Source organism: Neobacillus sp. DY30 (genome assembly GCF_030123065.1).
In the GTDB taxonomy this organism is placed as follows: domain Bacteria; phylum Bacillota; class Bacilli; order Bacillales; family Cytobacillaceae; genus Neobacillus.
Genome location: NZ_CP126093.1, coordinates 2,356,213 through 2,375,564, shown reverse-complemented (window position 1 = coordinate 2,375,564; position 19,352 = coordinate 2,356,213). Strand labels below are relative to the sequence as shown.

Genomic DNA, 19,352 nt, shown 5'->3' with positions numbered 1-19,352 from the left:
AAAATGTTAACGTTAACAAATTAACTTACTTTTAGTCTAACAATTTCGTGGACCAATGTAAACAGAGAATGTTAACGTTAACATTTTTCAATGTCTGTTGAATTAACCTTTGAAATAAAGCCAAGCTCTCGCATGGCACTTTCCGTTGACCAAGGTTTACCAGGGTTATCAGAAACACCATAATAGGTTCCAAACCTAACGCTTGACTGAAGAGCTATTTCAAAAAGCTGAACTGTATCTTCATGAGACAACAAAGTCCGAAGTAGACGTTCATCTTCTTTCACTGCTTTTTCCTCATCCGGATGTACACTTCCAATTCGCAAATTAATGATTGAAAGATTGTTTGTCTGCAGAGCCAATATTTGACCAATATTTTCAGAAGCAAATTTTAAAACCCCGTAAAGTCCACGGGATGAAGGAAAATCATTGGTGTTGATCTCCCTGCCTAATGATGAAAACCCGTTTTTCTCATAATAATCAGTTGTATGATTACTGCTTGCATAAACTACTTTAGGAATTCCTAATGTTATGGCTGCATGTAACACATAGAAAGAAGAAATAAAGTGAATATTGGTCATCTTATGGAACTCCTGGACATTGTTTAAATCATTTTCAGTTTTTATGGTAAGTAAATTAATAAGGGCCTCGGAATCTTTCGGGATGCTCTCTAGTAGCATATTAAAATTAGTGGCATCAACTTCTACAAATTCGTCCGAATGCTCAGGAACATTTTTATCTAGGATAACGATATGATATTTGTCACGGAGCCCTTTGTATAAAATCGTTCCAATTGTCCCAGCCCCGCCTATGATGGTTACCTTTTTTTTCATTGTTTTTCCTCCGTTGGAGTTAATTCCTTTATTTAGGTTAACGCTTTTCTTTATTAAAATTTCCGTTCACGAAAGAAGATATCCCTTTTGTGAAAAGAAAAAAGTAAATACAACACGTGGAAATAGCTGCTCTATATTCGGAGCAGCTCTTTCATACATTTACTTATTCTGAAAATAATAATCGAGAATCTTTCTTCCAATTGACTTATTTATACCATTTCTGGTCCTTGGTACCTTTAGTTTTAGTTTCCAATACCTAGAATCAATTCACGTTCATAGTAGCCGTTTCGGTAGTCTCGGCGGTCTGGAGACCGTTCAAAAGAAGCCGCACGCAAATAATTGTCCCTTTTATTTTCCATGACTTCATTAATGACTAAGACAATCGCTGATTTAATCACCATATCCAGATTAGAATTGATAACAGATTCTTTTAAAAGGTCTAAATCTAGGTTAAACTGTAACTGAGTCATTTTAATTCCTCTTTTCATTGTTTATCGTGGTTGAAAACAGTGTTGCCAAGAGTGAATAAAATGACTCTTTCTTTTTACACAATTATATGGACTTTATCCTTTAAAGTTTTTAGTTTATTTAGAAAAACAAGCTGATGAATGTTATTTTTTTATTGATAGAGCTTATTTTAATATGAGTCTTAATTCGAAAGGAAATTTTGATTGACCACCACATTGTGTTTTGAAGTAACATAAAGGAGCATATTTTTTTAATGAATCAATTGAAAATCAAACTTTATTAAAAACCTGCCTATTTGCTCTGCTGTTCGCCTTAAGTTTAACCTGGTTACTTCTGGATTAATTGCTGTTTCTAAGTCAACAGGCCCGCTCACGATGGTAAAGTACGAGGTGATTCCTGACTCATGCAGGGAAGGATTTCCTTCTGATATATCTCCAGCAAGCGCAATAACAGGTATTCCATGCTTTTTGGAAAGATCTGCAATTCCTGCCGGGGCTTTACCCATTGACGTTTGACCATCAAGTTTCCCCTCACCTGTAATCGTAAGGTTCACTCCCTGTAGCTTTTCCTCCAACCTCGCGTAATCAAGTATCAGCTGTACACCGGATTCCAGTTCAGCACCTAAGAAACCTGCAAAAGCCGCTCCCAACCCACCGGCAGCACCCGCTCCTGGTATCTGCTGCAAATCCTTACCCACCTGTTCCCAAACCACTGCAGCAAAATTCCGAAGGCCATCATCTAATTCCTTTACTATTTCTGGTGTTGCTCCTTTTTGTGGCCCATAAATATAAGCCGCACCATTCAAGCCATATAACGGATTATTTACATCACAAGCAACACGAAACTTCAAGTTTTTCACCTGATCGGGAACAGCGCTCGTATCTATCCTTGCAATTTTCTTTAGCTCATCTCCGCTAAATCCAACAAGTTCACCCTCTAGAGTAAAAAATTGATACCCTAGTGCCTGCAGCATTCCAACTCCAGCATCATTGGTGGCACTGCCGCCAAGACCGATGATAATATCATGGCAGCCCTGTTCCACCGCTTCTAAAATAAGTTCCCCGACACCAAAGGAAGTTGTTAACAGAGGATTACGCTTCTCAACAGATAATAATGGTAATCCACATGCTTCCGCAATCTCAATAACTGCAGTCTTCTTGTCCCCTAAAATTCCGAATCGTGCGTTCACCGGTTGCCCTAAGGGTCCTGTAACAATTTTTTCAATAAATTGTCCATTTGTCGCATGTACTAGCGCCTCTACGGTACCCTCGCCACCATCAGCAATTGGCACCGTCACAATATTAAAATCTGAATTAATGGCTGAAAATCCTTCAGCGATGGCCTTATTTGCTTCGACAGATGATAAGCTTCCCTTTAAAGAATCCATTGCAACTAAAATATTCAACTGCCTGCTCCCCCTCTTTTTCTTATAAAAAACACCTGTAAACATTTGTCTACAGGCTTATTTAAATTATAATCTAGCGAAATATCTTTCTTTTATTATCTCCCAATCAAGTTGAGATGTGGCTTCGACCTTGTAATCCGCACCTTCCAGATAATCGCCGACGCCAACTGCAAACATGCCGCTAGCTTTTATCGCTTGAATCCCCGCTTGGGCATCTTCAATACCAATTGAAAAGGCTGGATTGGCTCCAAGTCCTTTGCAGGCTGTAAGGAAAATCTCTGGATCTGGCTTTGATTTGCTAATTTTGGCTGCATCTGCACAGTAATCAAATGCTGCTTCTAACTGAAGCGCCTTTAATACCGTCTCTGCATTTTTTGAAACGGAAGCAAGTCCAATTGAAATCCCCTCAGCTTTGATCGCAGCAATTAATTCTAGAATGCCCGGCAAAACTGCCTCTGGTGATAATTCCTTTAAGAACTCACAGTAGTGCAGATTCTTTTTGGTTGCCATTTCTTCTTTTTCTGCTAAGGTAAAATCATTCTCCCGATTGCCCTCTAATAAAATTAACTCAAGGGAATCCATGCGGCTGATGCCTTTCAGTCTCTCATTAAATACCTCATCAATCGTAATTCCCACTTCTTCTGCAAGCTGCTTCCATGCAAGGAAATGATAATGCGCCGTGTCGGTAATCACTCCATCCAGGTCAAAAACAACTGCTTCTATACGGTTTTTTTCCATATCTCATTCCCCTATTTCTTAATTTCATCTTCAACCCGGTCACTCAAACGATATTCCCTACCGTTAATCTCAATATCTAAATCGGGCCCTGATAGCTTCGTAATCTCAAAATGCTCGTGAGTCATCTTAACAGTAAGTTTCCGCCCCTGATAAGTAAGTGGAAAGGTCAGTTCCGACCAGTTTTTCGGTAACTTAGGGTTAAAAGTAAGGCGTTCCGCAACCTGTGACATATTGGCAAAACCAAACATGGCAGTCAGCCAAATAGCGCCTAAAGAGGCTGCGTGGATGCCCTCATCAGAAGAATGCGGATTTGGCCCCAAATCGATTAAGCATGCTTCCTTAAAGAATCGGTAAGCTGCTTCCTCGTCGTCGCACCGGGCTGCAACAATCGCGTGGATTGCCTTGCTGAGCGAAGAATCATGAATCGTATGCTCTTCGTAATAATAGAGGTTCTTCGCGACAACTTCTTTTGGAAACAGATCCGGTAATAGATACAGCAGCATAACGGTATCTGCTTGTTTTAAAATCTGCATTTCATTGACCTCAGCACGCGAATAATCCAGCAAAATTGCCTGACTTCCCTGTGTTTGTTTATACGGGGTCAAGTCAATTTCAGGCTTCGATAAAAAGGTATCATCCTGCGGAATGATCTTGTTTTCATTAGGCTTTGGAAGATACAAACAGTTCAAAAAGTCCTTTCCTCGGCTGACAAACTGTTCGTCAGCATCGTGGAATTGATTGATAAAATAAAGGGCTTGTTCTACATTGTAGTACGCCATGTAATTCGTATAGGCATTGTTGTCAATGTGCTCTGTGTACTCATCCGGCCCGATTACATCTTTGATGGAAAGCTTGTCACCTTCTTCTACTGCACGGCTAATCCAAAACTGTGCCGTTTCTTTAAGCAGTGCAAGGCCTTCATTTTTCATGAACTCTTCATCTAATGTGTTTTGGAAATACTGAACAACTGCAAAGGCAATATCCGCAACGATATGATGCTCACTTAGTGCAGAGGCTACCTTTTGTCGAGTTCCTGTCCGTATGTTGATCGCTGCAAACTCCGGTGTTTCCTCTTTTCCAGATAATGCACTTTCCCATGGGAATAACGCACCTTCATATCCGTTTTGGGCCGCCTTTTCCTTTGCCTTCTGCAAATGGAGGTACCGGTAACGCAAAAGCTTCTTCGCGGTTTCTGGCTCTGTGAACAGATGAAAAGGAGTAATAAAAATTTCGGTGTCCCAAAAGACATGCCCTTTATATCCTTCCCCTGTTAACCCTTTGGCACCGACACTGAAACGCTCGTCATGAGCAGGCGTCATAATCTCCATGTGATAGAGAGCAAAATCCATAGCGGTCTGGTCGAATGCATCTGTAGATTGAATTTCAATGCCCTTTTGCAACCAAAACTCCTGCCATGCACTAGTAGACTTTTCAAGCAGAGCCTCATAACCTAGCAAGCTATTAGCCTCAAGATCTGCTAAACCTGCACTTTCCGGATTTGCAATTTCGAGCGAAGTGTAAACGGTTCCGATTTTCTCAAAAACAAATGGCTCTTCTTTTTCGATATCCTGAACAATCGCTGCATTCAATTGGCGGTTTTTTGCGGAAAAAGAAATACGGCTTCCCTCAGGAGCATGTATGCTGGCCGCTATCGCAATCGTAATTCCGGTTTCCGTCGTTTGATACACTCCTTGAAGGATCTCTTCGTTAAAAACCCGGACACTTTCTTCTATTAAATGTTGTTTCCCAAAGTTTGTCTGCTGAGCATCAATTCCGGTAATAATCTTAATTCTCGCTGGCTGGTCCAAACTTGTAACTGTTACCTTCGATGCAAGCAAATGTAACTGATTCTTGGCAACAAAACGTTGAAAAACAAATTGGAAACGTGCCCCTGTTTTGTCTTTCCAAATGAACTCTCGTCTTAGCTCACCTGTTTCTAATCTTAAAGCTCGCTGATAAGAAAGCACATCTCCTTCCAGCATGGAAAAAATCTTTCCGTCAATCTCAATCAACATACCAGAAATGTCGGGTAAATTAACAAGATCTGACGTGTCATTTGCACTTGCTTTATTATAGACACCTGCCACATACATCCCGCGGGTTTGACCTGTATAGTTCTCCTCATGTGCTGCACGGACACCTAAATATCCATTTCCTAAAGCCATAACACTTGAGTATTTATTTAGAGAGTGTAGATCAAAATAATTGTCGTATATTACTTGTTTAGTTTTCATAATGATACACTTTCACCTTTTTCAGCAGATTGGTACAACGCCTCGATTAATTGTTGGATGACGTATCCTTGCTTTCCATCTGCCACCATGACATCCTTGCCCAAGCAGCGGTCCACAAATGCTTCCATGCTTTTCTGATGGCGATCAGGATCAGCCAATTCTCTGTTCAAAAGCGAAACAAGCTCGCCTCCTTCATCTGTATAGATTTGGGTAGGAAAAAGTGTCGCACCAGCTTGGTCGCCACAGAACTCTACGTTCATCACTGAGTCTTCTTTTATATTTAAGGCAAAGGATGTTTCAATTTGTAACAAGCGGCCGCCTTCAAGTTCGATAAATCCAAACAGGGAATCTTCAACTTCAAATTTAGCAGGATCCCATTCTCCGAGAGTACCTTTTGATTTTTTCGTTCCAATCTTTTGATACATTTTAGCCGTAACCTTCTCGATTTTCGGGAATCCAAGTACATAGAGGGCTGCGTCGAGCATATGCGCCCCCAAATCAATAAGAGGGCCACCGCCTTGAACTTTCTTATTTGTAAAAGTTCCCCATCCTGGGATTCCACAACGGCGCAAAGCCTTTGCTTTCGTCACATAGACATCACCCAGGACACCGTCCTTGACTTTTTCACGAAGAATGGCAACATCCTCTGCAAACCGGTGATGAAAATCATACGCAAGCAAACAATGGTTTCGTTCTGCTGCTTCTTTCATTTCCTTTGCTTCAGCAGCAGAAATAGCTGGCGGTTTTTCACACATCACATCGCAGCCATGGGCAATCGCCTGTAGAACATTCTCACAATGGAATCGGTTTGGGCTACAAATACTCACAATATCCGGCTTCTCAGCTGCATACATTTCTTCTGCATCCGTATAAAAATGTGGAATATGATTTCTCTCAGCGAATTCCTTCACCTTATCAGGATTTGGACCAACAACTGCGACAATTTCTAGTTCTTCTCTTGTTTGATAATAGGCAACATGGACTTTTTCAGCTACTTGTCCTGCTCCAATAATCGCAACTTTCTTTTTCAATGTTGTATCCTCCTTTTAACGTAAGGATTCTCTAAGATGTTTGACTGCCCGTCTGTATTCAGCTTCAAGGTCGTTTCCTCTGACACGGCATTCGATGGTTAGAAAACCTTCATAGCCATCTTCTTTTAAGGTGTTAAAATGTTTCTTGAAGTCGAGAGAACCGCTGCCTGGTTGAAAACGATGGTTATCAGCAAGGTGGATATGACCGACTAAGTCTCGGTTTTTGTGCAATGCTTCAGAAATATCATCTTCTTCAATGTTCATATGATAGAAATCCGCAATGATTTTTACATTCTTAAATCCATTTTCTTCAATATAACTGCGGGCATCAGCCAGTGTATTAATCATATGGTCCTGATAGCGGTTCAATGGCTCAAGGAAAATCGTCGTCCCTGTTTCTTCCGCCACTTTGTCAAGATAAACAAGAGATTCTGTTACAGCCTTACGATCTCCTGCCTGACTTCTAGGTGAAGCCATTGGTGGAAGGCGATAGGTAAACATTCCCCAAGCAGCTGGAACAACAATTCCTTTTCCACCTACTTCTTGTAGCGCTTCAAGAATTTGTTTGATTTCAGCCAGACCATTAAACCTGCGTTCTTCAATAAAGTCCCCAATCCAGCCAGTATATCCACCACATGCGGTATAAACTGGTATTCCTGTTTCCGCAATCGCTTCTTTTATTTCATCAAGATGATCTACTAAAAATTTTCCATCTATTTCAAAGCCATCGAATCCGACTTCCTTTAAGTATTGGAACTTTTCCTTAATATTCTCTGGAAAAAATGCTTGATTTTGCGTTCCGAGTTTCATCGTCTATTCCTCCATGAAAGCGATTGATGTTCATACTATGGATAGGCCGCCTGATTAAAGGCGGCACTCATGATTACTTTTTATATTCGATTCCCATCTTGATGCTTAACTCCGGACGTTGGTCGACAAATTCCATATAAGCTTCTGCACTTTCTTCAAAGCGAACAATAGGATCAATAATATCCTCACAATTTAGATAACCGTTCATTAACAATTCCCAGCAAGTATCTTCAATACGTTTTCTGTTCCAACGTGGATAATCCGGGTTAGGCTCACTTGCCGCTCGAGAGAAGATAATCTTCGCATTGTTGAAATGGGCTTCACGACCAAAGTTCAATCCTGCGGGAAGTGGTTTACCAAAGGCTACATAAGAAATAATTCCGCCATAGGCAATTCCCTTTAATGCTGCTTGAAGTGCAGCAGCAACTCCACTTGTTTCAATGATAGAATCAGCGCCCATTTTATTGGTGAGCTTCTTCACTTCATAACCAACATCACAAGCAGTTGGATCGAGACAGTAGTCAGCACCATTGCGTAGAGCAATATCACATCGATTTGCCAATGGGTCAACCCCAATAACAATACTTGCACCTGCTCTTTTTGCAAGCTGTACCGCAATTTGACCAATAGCGCCTAATCCGACAACCACTACATAATCTCCAGCACGAACATTGGCATCACGAACCCCTGCCATTGCATATTGTGCAGGATCATAACAAACTGCATTTTGCCATTTTCCACCCTCTGGCATTTTACGCAGACGGTGATTATCAACGGCATTCACAATCAAAGTTTCCATAATGGGACCGTACGTGCAAACCGTTTCTCCTAGCTGATAATCCGTTACTTCACTTCCGACTTCGACGATTTTACCAACGATCATGTTTCCAAGTTGAAATTCACCAAACACAATCCCTGGTTTTGAACCTTCCGCGCGGGGCATAAACATGCGCCATTCTTCATTGAAATCCTCATCCATAAACGGAGTGATTCCGCGGAAATCTACTACTTCCGTCCCGTGCTTAGGAGAGGCAAATTCAACACTAACTTTGACTTCATTCGGTTTAATTTGACGATCTTCATATTCCACCAATGCAGCCTCTCTTGGTGCTGCAGCAATTAGTTTTTTCATTTCTTTATAACCTCTTTCAATTAAATGTATTATCCTTTTACTCCGCCCTCAGTTGCGCCACCTTTAATAAAGTAATCAGAAATCGAGTACATAATCACAACTGGGAGTGCGGTGATTAGTGAGGCTGCCATCATCCGACCCCAAACATAATCTGGTGTACTGAATAATGTGTTCAATCCGATAGGCAAAGTGAAATTCAACGAGTCTGACAAGAAAATCGAGGCAAACAAGTAATCATTCCATGCAACCATAAAGGAATAAACAAATACTGAGATAATCCCAGATAAAGATAATGGGATAATGATTTTGAAAATAATTTGAATACGATTTAAACCATCAATACTAGCTGCCTCTTCCAAGTCTTCTGGAATCGTATCGAAATAGCTCTTTAACATAAAAATTGCTGTTGGCAGTGTCTGAACGATCATCGTAATGATTAACGCTGTTTTCGTATTGTACAGACCAAGTCCGGAAATAATTTTGAACAATGGAACAACTAGCAAGATACCTGAAAACATATACACCGTATAAAAACTTGCATTGATCGTTGTTCTCCCCATAAATTTCAGTCTAGAAAGAGCGTAAGCACCAAAGATTGCGATGAGAACAGCTAGTCCGGATGCCGTTAACGAGACAACTAAGCTATTTTTAAAATACGATAAAAATGGAAAAATATCCGGATTGAAAATATCGATAAAATGCTTGAACGTCCACTCTTTTGGAAAAAGCGTCGGACTGGTTGAAACCGCTTCCTCTGTAGACTTAAAGGATGTCATCAGCATAATGAAAAATGGAAAAAGGGAAATCGTTAACAGGCCGATTAGCCCCGTGTAAAATCCAACTGTCTTGATTGCCTGATTCTTTTTACTTCTGGCCATTGCCATTAGTATTTCACCCGCTTTCGTGTTGCCATAATTACAAGGGATAAAATGATAAATAGAATAACTGAAATGGATGCCGCTTTGCCAAGATCATTGAAGGCAAATGCTGTTTTATACAAGTAAATCCCCAGAATGTCCACTTTGTTTGTAAGTAGGAAAACATCAGTAAACATATAGAATAACCAAATCGAACGCAATGTTATTACTGTGATAAGCACTGGCATAATGGCCGGCAGGGTAACAATTTTAAATTTTTCCCAAGCAGATGCCCCGTCAATTTCTGCTGCTTCATAGATAGATGTATCAATCGTTTGAAGAATTGCTAAAAAGGAAATAAACGCATAAGGAAAATATCTCCAAATAGCAAAGATTACAACTAGAATAAAGCTGCTGACCGGATTATCAAACCAAAGAGGAGCCTTGTCAGCCAGGTTAAAAACGTCTACAACTAAGTAGTTCACCACACCATAACTATTATTGAACATATATTTCCATGCAAACACCAAGGAAATGGAAGGTGTAACATAAGACAAAATGATTAAGGACCTGGAAAGTTTCCGGAATTTAAATGGCCGATTAAAGAACATGGCTACGCCCAATCCCAGAACCGTACTACCTGCCACGGCGAGAATCATATATAAAAGAGTAATGCCTAATGATTGAAAAAACGCTCCATCTGACAGAATTGAAATGTAATTTTTAATACCAACAAAGGTTGCACTTAATCTCTGGTTTATTGGTTGATCAAAGAAGCTAATCTGGATGTTGGAGATCATCGGGTACGCAACAAGCAACAGCACCAAGAAGATACTTGGAAAAAGCAAGACCATTGCTAATTTTAAATCTGATTTCTCCCTTTTAATGGTTTTCATGGTACCCCCCTAAGGAATAATGAAATGTTTTATTTCAAGTATTGTTTTTTTAAGATTGTTAGTAGGAGGGGATCTTTTTGCATGAGACCCCCTATATTCCCATTATATTTCTTCTAAAATTTCCGAAATAGCTTTATCAGCTTTTTTCAGTTCACTCTTAACGTTCTTTTCACCAACCGTTATAGCATTGATTAATTTAGGAATAGCGCCTGAGCTCGTAATATCCCCCATTTTTAGGAAGTTTTTTCCTTCAACTAATCCAAACACTTGAATATCATTGAAAGATGCTGCAATTTCAGTTGAAAGCTCACCAAAGGATTTCACAACATCGTTTGCAAGATACACTTCATTCTCGACAACGAGTTCGCTAACTGGCTGGGCGCCACCGGGTGACATTAATACCCAACTGGTCATATTTTCCGGTTGTGCCATAAATTCAACGAATTTCTTTGCTGCTGTTTTTTGTACATCCTCCAAACCAGAGGAAATAGTCAGTGCAGATACAGTTCCATAAACAGCTCTTGTATCTTCAGTTGGTATAGCAAAACCAATATTTGCTGAATTACCTTGTTCATATACAGCTGGAAGGATATAGGTTGAATAAACCGCCATCGGTGCTGATCCGTTCATGAAGGCGTCCTTAACTTCGGTTACATCGTTAGAGCCAGGCATTGTGTACTTTGCTAATTCTTGATAGAAAGTCAGTGCCTCTTTCATTTCTGAAGAATTCATATTGAGATTGCCTTCCCGATCTAGGACATTTGCATTGTTTGAAAGGGCAAATTGAGAAAATGATTGCTCAGAAAATCCACCTTCAACAGTTGGTAAGGCAATTCCGTACTTTTTGTTGCTGCTGTCTGTAAATTCCTTTGCTATCGTTAAAACTTCATCCCAACTTTTCGGTTCTTCAAATCCTTGAGAAGCAAGCATTTCTTTGTTGTACCAAATGCCTTGAACCCAACCACTGATTGGTAACCCAGTGAAACTTTTGCCATCTTCTGTTTTTACTAATTTCAATGCACCCTCATAAAAATGATCATGACCTACTTGATTGAGAACACTTTTTACAGCATTTTTGTCGATAAGCTCGTCCTTATCCATTACTTTTGCATAATCTTGTCCTACTTCAATGACTGCAGGAAGCACCCCTGCACTTGCCAACGTTACAACTTTTGTATTATAAGAATCTTCTTCGACTGGAACTTGCCTGATTTTAATATCTGGATTTTCTTTCTCGAACTTTGCAACTAATTTATTAATAACAGCCAGCCGTTCCTGTTCAACAGATGAATGCATAAATTCGATTGTTGTCTTTCCATCATTTTCATTTCCGTTGCCACAAGCAGTTAACACTGCTACGACAAGCAACCCAATGAATACCAACAATCCCCTTTTTATCATTGCTCTTCCCTCCTAATTAGCTGGCTTCAGCCAAACAAACTGATATGGTTTTAATGAAATGGAATGATTACAATTTATATTTTCACCTGAAATAGTATCAAAAAAGCTTCCTTTTAGGTCACATTCAATACATTCATTGGTTAGGTTAGTGATGGCTAAAAGGCTTTCTTCCTTATCATTTACCCGTTTAAAAGCAAACACCTTCTCTCCGAAATCAAGGACTTCCATTCTCGTATTCGGATGGAATAGAGTTTCTTCTTTCCTTACTGCGATGATGTTGGTTAATTCAGTGAAGACTTTATTCCGTAAAGTTTCCGGATTGTTAAGCTCATTTTCAATGTCGTCCATATTGTATTTTTGGCGATTGATCGAGCGGTTCATCCCTGTCCTTGATACGCCTTCAACGTCATTCCGCGAACCTAATATGCTTTGAACATAGATAGCAGGTACACCAGGTAGTGCCAACAGAATCGAATGAGCAGCTAAGAACCTTTTTACACGAAGATCATCATCATCAGATTGTAGATTTAACGCATCAAGATAAGTGACATTAATTTCATATGGGCTCTGGGTCCCATCTGGATTTTTCTTATAGTTGACCAATGCCCCTTCTTTTTGTAAATCATCGATCATAGACAGTATCTCTTCTTCCGGAATAATTCCGCGAATCGGATTTACTCCAATCCCGTCATGGGATGCGAGGAAATTGAAAAAGGTTGTATCCAGCCCAGTTGGCGGAAGCTCCCTAGCCCACTTCGAAAGTGCCGTTCCATTACCATTATGGATAGAATAAAGAACAAGTGGCGGCAGTGGGAATTGGTAAACCATATGTGCCTCATCATTACCATTTCCAAAATAAGAAACATTATCTATGTGTGGGACGTTTGTTTCCGTAATGAGCACTGTCCCCTTCGCAACTTCATCCGCAATGGAGCGGAAAATCTTCACGATTTCATGTGTTTTTTCGAGATGGATACTTGTTGTACCAGCTTCTTTCCACAAGAATCCGATTGCATCCAACCGAATATATTCTGCTCCTTGCTCAATGTAAAAGAGCAATACGTCAATCATCTCGAGTAACACTTGAGGATTAGCAAAGTTCAAGTCAATCTGATCTTCACTGAAGGTTGTCCAAATATTCTTCTCTTTTCCATTATCTAAAATGAATTTGGTTAACAGTGGATGAGCCCTTGGTCTTGTAACCGCACTCAAATCAATCGTTGGATCCATATCAATGAAATAATTTTCATATTCCGGATTCCCTTTTAGAAATTCTTGAAACCAGTCACTCTTGGCAGAGATATGGTTACACACATCATCAAACATAATCCTAGCAGACTTTGAAAGCTCAGATATGTGCTCCCAATCGCCCAAGTCAGGATTTACTTTCTTGTAATCAATAACGGAAAAACCGTCATCTGAGGAGTATGGATAAAAAGGAAGCAAGTGAACAATTTCAAACTTATCTGCTAAGTATTTATCAAACATCTTTTTAAAGGTGTTTAAAGTAGGTTGGTTGCTTTCCTGAAATTGGTCGCCATATGAAATCAGGAAAACATCTCGTTGATCCCAGTTCTGTTTCCTTTCCTTAAGAGGCAGCGCCTTTGTTTTCGCCATACGCTCCTCAATGCTTGTCCAAAGTGAATCAATATCATGATCCTCATAAATAAATGAAAGTCTTTCTTTAATCGTTTTCATAGTTCCTCCTTGTTGGTACCGCTCCCATTAAAGATAAAAAAAAGTACCTAGTTAATAAATCATAGAAAGATAGTTTCATAAATTGATTTTCCCTTTAAAAAAACTTGTGTAGTCAAGATTGGTACCGCTCCCAGAAACATAAAAAAATATAAAGAGCTCATTGATACCATTGTGTAAATTATACTAGAAAAGTAAATTCACTTAAGGTGGTACCGCTCCCAATTTAGAAAAAATAGAAATAGGCTTATTTGGTACCGCTCCCAAATCCACTAAAAAAATAGATTTAAATCATTGGTACCGCTCCCACGTGCTAAATATATTACAGAACACCTTTCATGTCAACCAATTTTGTGCAGAATTTACTTTTAAGAAATTTAATAGTAAAATACTAATAACTTGTTGTTGATTGATTTGAATTTCAACCATATAATCTGTATATTAATTTACTAATAAAATTTCAATGTGATTCGTTTGAATCTTATATATCTTTTTTTTAGAGGAGGAGTTTCATTGGGCTATACGATATATGATATTGCGCGGGCTGCAAATGTTTCAAAATCGACCGTATCTCGCGTATTGAATAATCAGAACAATATTTCTGAAGATGCCAGAAATCGTGTCATGAAAGCAATTGAAGAATTGAATTACCAGCCTAGTAAATTGGCCAGAGCTCTTTCCTCCAGTTTTGATGCAATCATGGTGGTCTCCAGGTCTGCAAAAACTACATCAAACAATCCTTTTTTCTCAGAAATCCTCCAGACAGTAGCAGAAAAGGCGGAGGAAGAAAATTTTGATGTCATCCTGCAAACCGCTAAAAATAGCAGGGATGAACTCGAGAAGTGCATTACCAAAATTAAAGAAAAAATGATCAAAGGAATCATTATGTTAAGTTCGCCTACCAATGAAGAATTATTCAAACAGCTTGACGTTTTTAGTATTCCAATTGTCGTCATTGGTAAAGTCGAAGGAAATTATAAGAATATATTTTCAGTAGATACCGATAACTATCATGATAGTTATGAGTTAACAAAATATTTAATAGAACAAGGCCATAAGCGGATTGCCTGTGTACACTCTCCACTTGAATACCATGTTTCTATGGATCGTCTAAATGGCTATAAAGCCTGTATGGAGGATCATCAAATGCCAGTTCGGGAAGATTGGATGATTGACGGCGGGTACAATGTCGAAGCAGGCAGCCTTGCAGCTAGGAAGCTGATATTGGGAGGTAATCGCCCTTCAGCCGTGTTGGCCACAGATGACTTAAAAGTCATGAGCATTTATAAAACCGCAACAGAACTTGGCGTTTCCATTCCACAAGATCTATCCGTAGTCGGTTACAGTAATTCAAGTTTCAATCCCTTCCTGACTCCTTCCCTGACTAGTATAGAAATTCCGGTTAGAAAGATAGGAGAAACAGGGGCAAACCTTCTATTTTCTATCATTAGAAAAAAGAAGCCTGAGGCAGTAAATACGATCATTAAGACAGAAAAAGTTATTCGAGATTCCGTTCTCAAAAGATATACCTATAATAGTTAAAATTATAAAAAGTCAATGGATTTTTACTATCCGTTGACTTTTTGTGTATTTACATAATATTGTTAAAAAATAACAATTATATTCCAAACAGTGGTATACTAATCACTACCTACCTTGTTCTACTCATAATAATCTATATCTAAAGTTAGAGAGGTCCTTCTTTAATAAAAGATAGCAGCTTTTCTATTATTACTTATTCTGAAAATAAAAATCAAGAATCTTTCTTCCAATTGTCTTATTTATACCACTACTATCATTTTCCACATTAGGAACGACCACTGAAATGGCAACCTCCGGATTTTCATATGGAGCATACCCGACTAAGGTTAAATTATAGTTGTAGCCTCCATTTCCATCAGAAACTTGAGCTGTACCCGTTTTTCCGGCCGGATCATAGACGGCACCTTTGAAGGCAGATGTTGCGGTTCCCTGATTTCCGTTCATAACTCGATGAAATCCATTCTGAACCCGTTCAATAAAGGAAAGGTCCATATCAACGGTATTTAATACATTGGTTTGGAATTCTTCAATAACTTCTTCAGAATTACCATTCTCATTACTTGGTTCACGCACTTCCTTCATGAAATGAGGCTGAACTCGCTTGCCGTCATTGGCAATAGTTGATACATATTGAAGTAGTTGAAGTGGAGTATACGTATCAAATTGACCAATGGCGTAATCCATTAAGTTCCCTAATTTTTGTACCCCGCCATTATATCCTGTTGCTTCATTTGGTAAGTCGATTTCTGTTTCTACCCCAAGGCCAAATTGACCAAAATACCTTCTCATCGTCTCATAAGCTTTCTCCGGATTTTTAAATCCTAATTTTCTTGCATAATCATAATCTCCTATTTTCATCGAAATATGAAACATATAAACATTGGAAGACCGTTCAAGTGCAGTTAAATCATTAATCGTCCCCATATTGACGTAAGATTTTTTAATAGGTGTTCCACTAATTTTTATAGGAGAATCGACAAATGTATCCCCCGGTGAGATAACACCTGTTTCATACCCTGTTAACACCGTTGCTCCTTTTACGGCTGATCCCATGGCATAAGAGTTATAAATTGCTCCATATAATTCATCTTTTAGTTGATTATCCGATTCTTTTTTCCCTGCAATCGCTAAAATTTCACCTGTAGCAGGATTGCTCATTACGACGTAAGCACTTTCAGCACCTTCGGCCTTTTTTAATTCTTCTTCAATGATTTTTTCCACCTCTTGTTGAAGCTTTAAATCAATGGTCAAAACCACATCTTTTCCGGGTTCCCCTGCAGTTACCTTTACGTCAGAGATCTTCCCTGTTATATCCTCAACAAAGGTTTGTTTTTCTTTTGTTCCACGCAGCACTTCTTCGTATTGCTGTTCTAGAAAGCTGGTTCCAACTAAGTCACTCAATGCATATCCATCACTTTTGTACGATTCTGCTTCTTCTTCGGGAATTTGTCCTACATTGCCAAATAACTGGCGGAGGGTGTCACCATAAACGTATTTACGTTCGGAATCAATTTTTACCTCTACTCCCGGAAGTTCCTCTAAACGCTCATTCACTATGGCCATTTCTTGAATTGTTAATCCAGATTTGATTCGATTTGCTGAAGATGAGTCTACATCCATTTCTCTTTTAATAGCCAGTACTTCCATTTCAACTGGTGGTATACTTGCTAATTCTTGTTCGGTAATACGCTCTAGAATAAGTTGATATTCTTCACTATCATCTAGGTTCTTTTGTTCTTCGCTCGTTAATTTTGCATAAGCTTCCTGTTTTCTCGTTAATACCCAGTAATCTTTTTTATCCCGCTCTGTAACATTATCTGTTGTCATAGTAATGATTCCAGCTAAAGTGTTGGCTAAATCTAGTTTGTCCTCCTGGGAATAGCTGTTTGAAGGATTTGTGTAGGTTAACGTATAAATAGGCTCGTTTTCAACTAACACATTTCCGTTACGATCATAGATTTTCCCACGGGGGGTATTCCAAGAATAGACTGTTTTTGTAGTTTTTTTACTCTCGGCTCTATATTCTTCCCCCTGTACAATTTGTATTTTGCCCAAGCGTATAATCAAGATGGAAAATAGTAAAATGACAATAATGAATAAAATACGTATCCGAGAATAGAGTAGTTTGTTTCGCTTCTTCTCTATCATTCTTGCTCTCCTTCCGTAAGACGTATAAAAAAGGAAGCTCAGTATAGCTCCCTACAATTTAATAACCTATTTTATAGAATTACTGCTTGATAGTGTTAATTTGATGGTCATTTTTTCAGCCCCACGGTATACGCCCAGGGACACAGTGTCACCTACTTCAAGTTCAGAATATAGGTATTTTCTTAGGTTATCAGAACTTGTTATCGTCTTATCATTAATAGATGTAATAATATCTTGTACTTTAAGGCCCGCTTGAGCAGCAGCTGAATTCGAATCAATATTTGTTACCATTGCTCCGCCTTCAATTGTTTGGGGAAGATTTTGCAAGTACATCGAAGGTATTTCTTCTAAACTGGCTAATCCAATTCCAATATAAGGGCGCTCCACTTGTCCCTTTTCCATAATTTCATTAATAATTGGTATTAAATCATTACTTGGAATCGCGAATCCTAATCCCTCTACCCCATCCTCTGAGATTTTTAAACTATTAATGCCAATTACTTGACCAGAAGTATTGATCAGGGCTCCACCACTATTTCCAGGATTAATGGCAGCATCGGTTTGAATAACATTTAAATCCCATTCTCCAGCAGAAGTAGAAACGGCAACAGTTCGGTTAACAGCACTCACGATTCCTTGGGTTACAGTGTTGGAAAAGTCTAAACCAAGCGGATTTCCAATCGCTAAGACGGAATCACCAGCTCTTAGAGTACTAGAATCGCCAAAATCCAATTTAGTGGCTGCATATTTTGCATCAATCTTTAATACGGCTAAGTCAGTAAGGACATCTGCGCCAATCACTTCAGCCGTTGTCTTCTCCCCACCGGAGACAGTGATTTCAAGCTCAGTTGCATTTTCAATCACATGATTATTTGTCACAATATAAGCACTGTCATCGTCAATCTTAAAAACAACTCCTGTTCCATTGCCACTTTCAACGGTTTCAGAACTACCAGTATTTGGATAATAGTTGTCTTGTGCTTGTTTATTTACAATTCCTACAATAGCTTTGGAAGCTTCCTCTACCATGTCTGCCATGGAACCTGAAGTATCAGATAGATTAGTTGCTGTAGTTTGCTGTGCCATTACTTGATCTGAATTATTACTACTACTTTCGGTTTGATTTGAAACTTTTTGTTCAACCGTAGAATACAAGCTTTCTATCTGATCCGAATAAGGAAGGATAGCCATGGTTAGCATCGAACCAATAACGCCAGCACTCACCGTTGCTAAAACTCCCCGCCACTTTTTGGGTTTTGCTGTTTTCGCAGTTTCTTCAAACAAATTTGTATTATATCTATTAAAATCAGTCATTTTAATATCCTCCTCAATGATTGAACTTTCTCTGTTAAAACCATGATACCCCCAAGATATGAATAAAATATTAATAATAATGTAATAGACCTAGAACCTTTAGCGGCTATTTTTTGACGGTGCATAAAAAAAAGAAAAAAATAGGGTAGCCATTTTACTACCCTATTTATTCACAAATTAATTTTCTTTTGACTTGTCAAAGAAGTGCACCTTACCGCCTTTATGAGGAAATAGATTTAGCTCCTTTGCCTTATCTGCATGGTTTGTCATGATTTCTTTAAAAAGTTCTTCAGCAGACTTATTTTTTGTTTCTATTCCCAACTTCTCTGCTGCTTGGAATATCCTTTTTTCCCGGACTTCGTGTGCTATGGTGTGAAGATCCTTATTATCAGTAGAAATCCCCAGCTCTTTTGCCTCTTTTATAATTTGGGTTTCACGGACTTCTCTAGCTAGATTATGTAGCTCTTTCCCTTCCGTCGTGATTCCCAGCTCTTTTGCTTCCTTTTTTATTTCGGTTTCCCATACTTCCTTCGCTAATGAATCAAGGTCTTTACCATTACTGTCAATCCCCAGTTCCTTAGCCTTTTGTTTAATTATTGTTTCCTTAACTTCTTTTGCAATGGTCTCTGTGTCTTTTCCTTCTGTTTCAATCCCCAGTGATTCTGCCTTCTTTTTAATAAACTCAGGATTGTGCTTGAAATGACCATGGCCGTGTACTTCTGATTTTCCTTCCGCTGCAGCATAAGTCTGGGAAGAACCGAAAAGTCCAAACAATAAGGCAATGGCAAATGTCATGTACATCTTTCTCATCTTTTATATTCCTCCTAAAAATAGTTTGGGTATTACGATGA

Annotated in this window: 15 protein-coding genes and 1 pseudogene; 1 reads left to right on the top strand and 15 read right to left on the bottom strand. The window is 39.0% G+C overall.

Features of this window, described 5'->3' with window-relative positions; all coding sequences use genetic code 11:
* Positions 1–77: 77 nt before the first annotated feature.
* From QNH29_RS11390 to QNH29_RS11335, 12 genes and pseudogenes are all read right to left on the bottom strand, one after another.
* The gene (locus QNH29_RS11390; protein WP_283864882.1) at positions 78–830 is read right to left on the bottom strand and encodes an NAD-dependent epimerase/dehydratase family protein; all 753 of its coding nucleotides are present in this window, start codon (positions 828–830) and stop codon (positions 78–80) included.
* Positions 831–1,043: 213 nt separating this feature from the next.
* Positions 1,044–1,300, bottom strand: a pseudogene (locus QNH29_RS11385) (transposase); the annotation flags it as partial.
* Between the two features lie 248 nt (positions 1,301–1,548).
* A complete protein-coding gene (locus QNH29_RS11380) occupies positions 1,549–2,703 on the bottom strand; it encodes a glycerate kinase family protein (protein ID WP_283864880.1) in 1,155 nt (384 codons plus the stop codon).
* 66 nt (positions 2,704–2,769) lie between these two features.
* The gene (pgmB, locus tag QNH29_RS11375; RefSeq protein WP_283864879.1) at positions 2,770–3,441 is read right to left on the bottom strand and encodes a beta-phosphoglucomutase; all 672 of its coding nucleotides are present in this window, start codon (positions 3,439–3,441) and stop codon (positions 2,770–2,772) included.
* A gap of 11 nt (positions 3,442–3,452) precedes the next feature.
* Complete coding sequence (locus tag QNH29_RS11370) at positions 3,453–5,675, bottom strand: glycoside hydrolase family 65 protein (RefSeq protein WP_283864878.1); 2,223 nt, start codon at positions 5,673–5,675, stop codon at positions 3,453–3,455.
* Complete coding sequence (locus tag QNH29_RS11365; RefSeq protein ID WP_283864877.1) at positions 5,672–6,706, bottom strand: Gfo/Idh/MocA family protein; 1,035 nt, start codon at positions 6,704–6,706, stop codon at positions 5,672–5,674. The genes QNH29_RS11370 and QNH29_RS11365 overlap by 4 nt, the downstream gene beginning before the upstream one ends.
* A gap of 15 nt (positions 6,707–6,721) precedes the next feature.
* Positions 6,722–7,516, bottom strand: coding sequence for a sugar phosphate isomerase/epimerase family protein (locus QNH29_RS11360; RefSeq protein WP_283864876.1), 795 nt, complete (start codon positions 7,514–7,516; stop codon positions 6,722–6,724).
* 73 nt (positions 7,517–7,589) lie between these two features.
* Positions 7,590–8,648 (bottom strand): zinc-dependent alcohol dehydrogenase, encoded by a 1,059-nt coding sequence (locus tag QNH29_RS11355; protein WP_283864875.1) that lies wholly within the window; start codon positions 8,646–8,648, stop codon positions 7,590–7,592.
* 29 nt (positions 8,649–8,677) lie between these two features.
* Positions 8,678–9,532: a carbohydrate ABC transporter permease gene (locus QNH29_RS11350; RefSeq protein WP_283864874.1), complete on the bottom strand. Its 855-nt coding sequence runs from the start codon at positions 9,530–9,532 to the stop codon at positions 8,678–8,680.
* Entirely contained in the window at positions 9,532–10,401 is an 870-nt protein-coding gene (locus tag QNH29_RS11345; RefSeq protein WP_283864873.1) for a carbohydrate ABC transporter permease, read from the bottom strand. The genes QNH29_RS11350 and QNH29_RS11345 overlap by 1 nt, the downstream gene beginning before the upstream one ends.
* A 102-nt stretch (positions 10,402–10,503) precedes the next feature.
* Positions 10,504–11,802 (bottom strand): ABC transporter substrate-binding protein, encoded by a 1,299-nt coding sequence (locus QNH29_RS11340; protein WP_283864872.1) that lies wholly within the window; start codon positions 11,800–11,802, stop codon positions 10,504–10,506.
* A gap of 12 nt (positions 11,803–11,814) precedes the next feature.
* Positions 11,815–13,500, bottom strand: a complete 1,686-nt coding sequence (locus QNH29_RS11335) for an alpha-amylase family glycosyl hydrolase (protein WP_283864871.1) — start codon at positions 13,498–13,500, stop codon at positions 11,815–11,817.
* 510 nt (positions 13,501–14,010) lie between these two features.
* Between QNH29_RS11335 and QNH29_RS11330 the strand changes: the two genes are divergently transcribed.
* Positions 14,011–15,039, top strand: coding sequence for a LacI family DNA-binding transcriptional regulator (locus QNH29_RS11330; protein ID WP_283864870.1), 1,029 nt, complete (start codon positions 14,011–14,013; stop codon positions 15,037–15,039).
* A 189-nt stretch (positions 15,040–15,228) separates the two neighbouring features.
* On the opposite strand, the gene QNH29_RS11325 is transcribed toward QNH29_RS11330, so the two are convergent.
* From QNH29_RS11325 to QNH29_RS11315, 3 genes are all read right to left on the bottom strand, one after another.
* Complete coding sequence (locus tag QNH29_RS11325; RefSeq protein WP_283864869.1) at positions 15,229–17,187, bottom strand: peptidoglycan D,D-transpeptidase FtsI family protein; 1,959 nt, start codon at positions 17,185–17,187, stop codon at positions 15,229–15,231.
* Positions 17,188–17,253: 66 nt separating this feature from the next.
* Positions 17,254–18,501: a S1C family serine protease gene (locus tag QNH29_RS11320; RefSeq protein WP_283864868.1), complete on the bottom strand. Its 1,248-nt coding sequence runs from the start codon at positions 18,499–18,501 to the stop codon at positions 17,254–17,256.
* A gap of 177 nt (positions 18,502–18,678) precedes the next feature.
* Entirely contained in the window at positions 18,679–19,311 is a 633-nt protein-coding gene (locus QNH29_RS11315; protein ID WP_283864867.1) for an SIMPL domain-containing protein, read from the bottom strand.
* Positions 19,312–19,352: the final 41 nt, after the last annotated feature.